This window comes from Mesorhizobium sp. M0923 (assembly GCF_040319365.1).
Lineage (GTDB): Bacteria > Pseudomonadota > Alphaproteobacteria > Rhizobiales > Rhizobiaceae > Mesorhizobium.
The window spans coordinates 37,788-43,986 of the sequence record NZ_JAMYNW010000035.1; the positions used below are offsets into that span (position 1 = coordinate 37,788).

Annotated in this window: 8 protein-coding genes; 4 read left to right on the forward strand and 4 right to left on the reverse strand. The window is 61.5% G+C overall.

Translation table 11 applies throughout. From position 1 onward, the window contains the following. Window positions 1-140: 140 nt before the first annotated feature. The 3 genes from NKH89_RS33675 to NKH89_RS33685 all read left to right on the forward strand — a co-directional run bounded on the left by NKH89_RS33675 (window position 141) and on the right by NKH89_RS33685 (window position 3,625). Window positions 141-1,292, forward strand: a complete 1,152-nt coding sequence (locus NKH89_RS33675; protein WP_352516075.1) for an acyltransferase family protein — start codon at window positions 141-143, stop codon at window positions 1,290-1,292. 270 nt (window positions 1,293-1,562) lie between these two features. Next, window positions 1,563-3,305, forward strand: a complete 1,743-nt coding sequence (locus tag NKH89_RS33680; RefSeq protein WP_352642935.1) for a portal protein — start codon at window positions 1,563-1,565, stop codon at window positions 3,303-3,305. After that, window positions 3,302-3,625 (forward strand): Bbp19 family protein, encoded by a 324-nt coding sequence (locus tag NKH89_RS33685; protein WP_352858057.1) that lies wholly within the window; start codon window positions 3,302-3,304, stop codon window positions 3,623-3,625. Before NKH89_RS33680 ends, NKH89_RS33685 begins: the two co-directional genes overlap by 4 nt. 53 nt (window positions 3,626-3,678) lie before the next feature. Here the strand turns inward: NKH89_RS33685 and NKH89_RS33690 are convergent, their stop codons facing one another. The 4 genes from NKH89_RS33690 to NKH89_RS33705 all read right to left on the reverse strand — a co-directional run bounded on the left by NKH89_RS33690 (window position 3,679) and on the right by NKH89_RS33705 (window position 5,461). Continuing rightward, window positions 3,679-4,281 carry a hypothetical protein gene (locus NKH89_RS33690; RefSeq protein ID WP_156948043.1) on the reverse strand — a complete coding sequence of 201 codons (603 nt, stop codon included), beginning with the start codon at window positions 4,279-4,281 and terminating at the stop codon, window positions 3,679-3,681. Between the two features lie 73 nt (window positions 4,282-4,354). Further along, window positions 4,355-4,672 carry a YMGG-like glycine zipper-containing protein gene (locus NKH89_RS33695; protein WP_352524211.1) on the reverse strand — a complete coding sequence of 106 codons (318 nt, stop codon included), beginning with the start codon at window positions 4,670-4,672 and terminating at the stop codon, window positions 4,355-4,357. A gap of 194 nt (window positions 4,673-4,866) precedes the next feature. Beyond that, window positions 4,867-5,268, reverse strand: a complete 402-nt coding sequence (locus tag NKH89_RS33700; protein WP_023718152.1) for a type II toxin-antitoxin system HicB family antitoxin — start codon at window positions 5,266-5,268, stop codon at window positions 4,867-4,869. A 4-nt stretch (window positions 5,269-5,272) separates the two neighbouring features. After that, a complete protein-coding gene (locus NKH89_RS33705; RefSeq protein WP_352496017.1) occupies window positions 5,273-5,461 on the reverse strand; it encodes a type II toxin-antitoxin system HicA family toxin in 189 nt (62 codons plus the stop codon). A 110-nt stretch (window positions 5,462-5,571) separates the two neighbouring features. Here NKH89_RS33705 and NKH89_RS33710 point away from each other — a divergent pair, with 110 nt between their 5' ends. After that, window positions 5,572-6,144, forward strand: a complete 573-nt coding sequence (locus tag NKH89_RS33710) for a hypothetical protein (protein WP_352844574.1) — start codon at window positions 5,572-5,574, stop codon at window positions 6,142-6,144. Window positions 6,145-6,199 lie beyond the last annotated feature (55 nt).

The window sequence follows — 6,199 nt, forward strand, 5'->3', positions numbered from 1 at the left end:
GATCTCCCCCCTCGAGGGGGGAGATCGCAGCTTCCGCGTTTTCCGTAACAACCGAGCGCAAATCGTGTTCCTTCCGCACGGTTGACATTCTTCCCTCAGCCGCCATGCTGCATTGCAACATGGCTATCGAGAAGTTCGGCATGACGGAAACATCGCGCATCGAGTGCCTGGACGGGCTTCGGGCGCTCGCCGCGATCTGGGTGCTTATCGGGCACTGCCTGCTGTTGACCGGCTGGCAGGTTCCTATCCTCGGCGAACCGGACCTCGGCGTCGATCTGTTCATCATGCTGTCCGGCTTCCTGATGGTGTTCCATTACCAGCTGCGCCAGGACAAGGAGCCCTGGCAAAGGCCGGAAACCTGGCTGAAATTCTGGACCCGCCGCTACTTCAGGATAGCGCCGCTGTTCTACATCATGCTGTTCGCTGCCCTGGCGCTTGGCCCCTATCTCTACCAGTCGAGGATGGTCATCGACGAGTTCCTGCTGAGGTCGCCGCAGGCGCCCGAGCGTTATCTCGACAGCGGCCTGAAGAATATTGGCGCCCATCTGCTGTTCCTGTTCGGCCTGGTGCCGAATTTCGCCTATCGCACGCCGCTGCCGGACTGGAGCCTCGGGCTGGAGATGCAGTTCTATGCGGTGTTTCCGGCGATCATGCTGCTGGTGCGCAGGCTTGACTGGGTATGGAGCGCCATTCTGGTAGCGGCCACCGGCAGCGCGATCGTGTTGTTGATGGGGCAATTGTCGGTGCATTTTCCGATGCCGTCGTTCCTGCCGCTGAAGATGCAGATTTTCCTGTGCGGGATGCTGCTGGCGGGCGTCGTCCATCAAAGGCAAAAGCGGCCCTTCGCATATCTGGCGTTGGCCATGGCTCTGGCCGCGCTGCCCTTCGGCGGCGGCTATGGGCTTGGCAAGCTTTTGATGCGGGAAGCGCTCGTATTGGGTTTCTTTGCCCTGGTTCTCTACCGGATGCTGCCGGGAATGATGGGCATCGTGGCCAGAAAGATCGCCATGACGCTCGCCAACAGGTTCTTTCATCTGATGGGTGAGCTTTCCTTCAGCATCTATTTGATCCATCTGCTGGTTCTCCAGCCGGTCGCGGCCCTGGTCATCACCCAGTTCGGCCACGAATTGTCGGCGCCGCTGCGCTTTGCGGTCGTCACTGTCGTCGTTCTGCCGGTGGTGTGCCTGCTGTCCTGGATCACCTACACGCTGATCGAAGTGCCCGGCCAGAAGATGGGACGTTTCGTGGTGCAGCGTTTTGGGCGGAGCCCGGCGCTCGAGGGCAGCGCATGATCAGCTGAAACTGCCGATCTCCCCCCCTCGTGGGGGAGATGCCCGGCAGGGCAGAGGGGGGCGCTGTCCCGCCGGCTTGTGGATCATTTGTAACGCGACGTTAGGCGAATTCCGGTTGGGCGAATCCGGTCGGAAAAACATAAAAAACGCAGGCTTGCGATCCTTCGCGCCCCCCTCTGTCCTGCCGGACATCTCCCCCACAAGGGGGAGGTCGGCAGCTTCGGCGTCCCGCCGCTTCTTTTCAATCAAATCCATCAAGCGAGGCTGACCATGAGCGATTCCCGTGCTCGCGATATTCTGTCGCGACAGGCAGAACTGGAGAGCGAACGCAGCCAGTACGAGCATGTCTGGGAGGCGGTGTCCGAATTCTGCGACCCCGATGCGCCCGATATGTGGAGCGGCCGCCGCCAGGCCGGCACGGATTCGCAGGCCGAACGGCAGGAGCGGCGCGGTGCGCGCGTCTACGCCAACACCATCAACTCGGCCGCCAACCGGCTGGCCGCCGGGCTGGAAAGCCTGATCATCCCGCAGTCAGAGAAATGGCATGGGCTGTCGACCGCGGCAATCAACGACGAGGAAACCGACGAGGAAAAGGAATGGGCGGAAGCGCTGCGCGATTTCCTGTTTTCGCTGCGCTACTCCGCCAATTCGAACTTCGTGCCGGCAACACAGGCATGCCTGCGCAATGTCGTGCGCTACGGCCCAGCCTATCTCTACGCCGAGGAGGGTTTTGGCGGCACGCTGATCCGCTATGCCTCGATCCCCGTGGTCGAGGGCTATCTCTCGCGCAACCGCTGGGGCCAGGTCGATATTTTCCACCGCCGCTACGAGCGCACGGCGCGGCAGGCGGCGCAACTGCTCGGCTATGAAAAGCTGCCGGTGCGGATCAAGGTTCTGGTCGACGACCCCTCGAAATGCGAGACGAAGATCTCGCTGATCCAGTGCATCCAGCCGCGCGACGAGCGCAAGATGTACAGTCTGAGCGGCACCTATCAGTATCTCGATACGGCGTTCGCTTCCTATCACGTCATCGAGGACGAGGAGGTGATCGTCAGGGAAAGCGGTTTTCGCTCGTTCCCGGTATCGTGCTTCAACTGGCGCCGCTACGAGGGCGATCCCTACGGCATCTCGCCGACCATCGAGGCGCTGACGACGGTGCGCGAGGAGAACGCCGTGCGGCGCTCCGGCCTGCGCGCCCTGCAGCAGATCACCGATCCGGCGACCGCGTCCAAGGCGCGGCTCGACTATGTGCCGGTGCTCAATCCCGGCGAGAATTATCCGGGCCTGATCGACGATGCCGGCCGGCCGCTGATCGCGCCCATCGCCACCGGCCAGAACCCGACCTATGCGTTCAATTATGCCGACAGCCGGGCCGAGGAGATCCGGGACATGATGTTCGTCAACCTGTTCCAGACGCTGGTGCAGAACCCGCAGATGACGGCGACCGAGGCCTTGATCCGGCAGGAGGAGAAGGGCGCGCTGCTCGGGCCGTCCGGCTCGATCATCCAGGCCGGCTTTGCCAGCAATCTCGACCGCGAGCTGGGTATTCTGGAAGACAAGGGACTTTACGAGGAAGACAGCCGCTTCCTGCCGCCGGCGAGCCTCGCCGGCAAGGCGCTGCGGCCGACCTTCACCGGCCCGCTCGACGTGCTGCGCCGCTCGGCCGAAGCCCGCGACACCATCCAGGTGGTGACGACGGCCATGCAGATGGCGCAATTCGATCCCGGCATCATGGACAATATCGACGGCGATGAAGCACTGAAGATCGTGCAGGGCGCGGGCCGCAGCCCGCAGCGCATCTTTCGCCGCCAGGACGAGGTGGCCGGTATTCGCGATGCTCGTGCCAAGGCCCAGCAGGAACAGGCCGGCATGGCGGCGGTCGCCGCCGCCGGCAAGGTCGCCAGGGATGCGGTGCCGGCGGCCGTACAGGCGCGCGATAGCGGCCTGCTGGATGGACTCGGCGAGCTGATGCCGCAGGGTGTGCAAGATGCTTCGGGCGGGCAGGGCGTATGAGTGGCAAACGCTTCGCCCATTCCAGCCAGGCCGGCGGCCCGGCCAAGGCGCAAGATGCGCTGGCCAAGGCCTATCTCAGGGTGTTCTCAGGCCAGGACGGCGAGATGGTGCTGGCCGACCTCACGGCGACGACGGGTTATTACCGCCGGCCATCCTATGGCGAGTGGCTGGCCAAGACCAAGACGCCGAACGGGTTCGAGCTGCACAGCGCGCTGAGCAATGCCCGCGCCGAAGTGGTGCAGCATATTATGGGGTTTTTGATGCTGGACGAAGCGCAACTGGCGGCACTGGAGAAGGCGGCGAGGGCGGAGGGGAGGTAGGGTTTGCGGCTACAGGATATCTGAACGCGAATAGCCATCGGTTCTGCGGTGCATCAATTCTGCAAGGCGCAGTCCAAATACCACGTGTTCAGATATGTTGGAGTTTGCAGCGTGACCCGCGCCTTGGTCGGAGGACCTTCAACATCTGCTGTCCTCATAACGAACGTGTCGAGCATGAATGTCGTGCTATCAAATGCAGCGACCTGATACACGCTGCGTTGGAAGATATCGTATTTCGTTGAGGATGGTTTGAACGTGCTCGATTTGCTGGTTACAATGAAGTGATCGGCAAATTCTTGGATATCGAATTTCCTGGCCTTGTTATTTGCGACGAATTCCGGGCTACCAGATGACGGTATGTCGGACCACGTGCGGAAGTCGCTCACCGTACATAAGAAGACGTCGCCGTCTTTCGAGTTTGCCGGCTCCATCGCAAACAAGCAAGCCAGCAAAAGGATTACGAGGCGGAGGATCACCGGCCTCGAAGTTGCAATAGCCCGCATCGCTCGTCCCCCTTGGTAGGGAAGATAGCGCTGACCTCTAATCAGCGGAAGGACCAAATCAGGGAAAAGGATGCGCCGAGGCTGAAGCTGCTTCCCTCTCCCCGTTTTACGGGGAGAGGATGCCGGCAGGCAGGTGAGGGGCGGTGCCGGCATTTCAGAAGTTTGCGCTGCCCCTCATCCCCCTGCCGGGACCTTCTCCCCGCAGAACGGGGAGAAGGGGGCACGCTCAATAATCGCCGTTATAATAGCGGTCGTCACAGGGGGCGGTGTAGATGCGGCCGCTGTTGCGATCCTGATAACGGCAAAGCTGTTCGCCGCGCGGCTGCGGCGTGGTGGCGTTGCCAACCACGGCACCCAGAAGGGCGCCGGCGCCCGCGCCGATGACCGTGCTCTTGGTGTTGCCGCCGATCGCCTGGCCGGCGAGAGCGCCGGCGCCGGCACCGAGCAGCGCACCGGTGCTGGTTCTCTGCTGTGCTTCGGTCTGCGCGCAGCCTGCCAATGCGGCAGTCACAAGCATGGCGGCAATGGCTTTGTACATGGTCATCATCTGGTACTCCCTTGAAGCCTATGAACTAATACGCTGGCTGATTTTGCCAAGTGCGGTGGCATTTGCGGCGGAACATAGGCACTGAGCCTCACGAAATAAGACATGGTTGTTTTAGTCTGACAGCTCGGTTTCGGAAAGAAATGTAACCGAACAAGACGACGGAGCTTCATCTCAAATCGACCTTCGAGGGGCTACGCTGCCTCGATCTGCATCACCTTTTTTGCCGCAGCGGTCAGAAATCCGGATCGGCTGTAGCCGTGGCGCTCTGCATATCGATCGATCTGATCGAGGATATCTTCCGGAATGGTGACATTGACGCGCACGACTTTCGCCGCTTCGGCTTTCAAGGGAACCAGGATGGCGACACCGCTCAGATTGTCCTTGTCCGACATCACTTCCTCCAGGGACGACGGCTCGGGAATTGCTTCGCCATCCTCGACCAGCCCCTCGACATGAAAGGCCAGTGCTTCCTCGGCCATGGCGCGGGCATCATCCAGATTGACGCCTGCTGTCACCAGGCCCGGAAAATCGGGGAAGGAGACGCCGAAGTCGCTGTCCGCTTGCTTGTGGATCAGTCCGATGTAGTTCCGCATTTCTCTACCTCAGCTTCAAGCCGGATTGTTTTTCAATGCTCTTCAGAGTGCCGATCGGGATGTCGCGCTTGGGATGCGGAACTGTCACGCGGCCCGGCTTGGCTTTGTGCTTGAACTGGGCGTGACTTCCTTTTCGAGCCACTTCGTACCAGCCATCCGCCAGCAGCCTATGAATGACATCGGCGCTCTTCATGTTGTGTATAGATACACACAGAAGGCCTAAATGTCCATGAGATTTGCGGCAGATTACGTGCCGCGGTCCAGTTGAACCTTCCTCAAATCCCCAAAAAATGGAGATACCAGATGACCCGAGGTCTTCCCCGGACGCTTTCGCGTGCCGCCGCCAGAGAAGCCGGCCTTGCCCCGCCCAAGGCGGGGCTTACCGCCAGGACGACCGGGCAGGGCGGCGCCTACCGCACCGTCTTCTCCTTCAATGCCATGCCGGTGCCGGTCACCGATGCACTGGCCTATGCCAGTCAGAAGCTGTTCGATTTCATCGATGGCAAGATCCGTATCAAGGGCGGCACGGCGAGATTGCAGTTCGCGGTGCTGACTACCCGCGCGTCGACCATCAACGACAATGCCGCGCTAACCTGGTCGCTCGGCTCGACGGCGGCGTCGAGTGCTGCGCTCGCCGGCACCATGGTCAATGTGCTGGGCGCGACCGGCCGTACGCTGGATGGCGCGGGTGCCGCGCTGTCGAGCGCATCGATTGCCGATGTTGCCGCAGCCGCTACGCTCGACGGCACCGTGACGCCGGTCGACCTCTATCTCAACCTGGCGTTTGCCACCGGCACGGATATCGACGCTGACGGCACGGTTGCCGTCACCGGCACTATCACGCTGCTCTGGGAGAACTGGGGCGACAATATCTAGGTTCCCTCCAGATATGGGTGATTGGCGAAAGCGGAAGTGATGGCCAATCTCCCCC

What these genes read in the sequence shown, in the direction of transcription:
- NKH89_RS33700 (WP_023718152.1), bottom strand. Translation starts at nt 5,268, where the DNA reads ATGCGGAACTACATCGGACTGATCCACAAGCAAGCGGACAGCGACTTC.
- NKH89_RS33705 (WP_352496017.1), bottom strand. Translation starts at nt 5,461, where the DNA reads ATGAAGAGCGCCGATGTCATTCATAGGCTGCTGGCGGATGGCTGGTAC.
- NKH89_RS33710 (WP_352844574.1), top strand. Translation starts at nt 5,572, where the DNA reads ATGACCCGAGGTCTTCCCCGGACGCTTTCGCGTGCCGCCGCCAGAGAA.
- NKH89_RS33685 (WP_352858057.1), top strand. Translation starts at nt 3,302, where the DNA reads ATGAGTGGCAAACGCTTCGCCCATTCCAGCCAGGCCGGCGGCCCGGCC.
- NKH89_RS33690 (WP_156948043.1), bottom strand. Translation starts at nt 4,281, where the DNA reads ATGCCGGCACCGCCCCTCACCTGCCTGCCGGCATCCTCTCCCCGTAAA.
- NKH89_RS33695 (WP_352524211.1), bottom strand. Translation starts at nt 4,672, where the DNA reads ATGACCATGTACAAAGCCATTGCCGCCATGCTTGTGACTGCCGCATTG.
- NKH89_RS33680 (WP_352642935.1), top strand. Translation starts at nt 1,563, where the DNA reads ATGAGCGATTCCCGTGCTCGCGATATTCTGTCGCGACAGGCAGAACTG.
- NKH89_RS33675 (WP_352516075.1), top strand. Translation starts at nt 141, where the DNA reads ATGACGGAAACATCGCGCATCGAGTGCCTGGACGGGCTTCGGGCGCTC.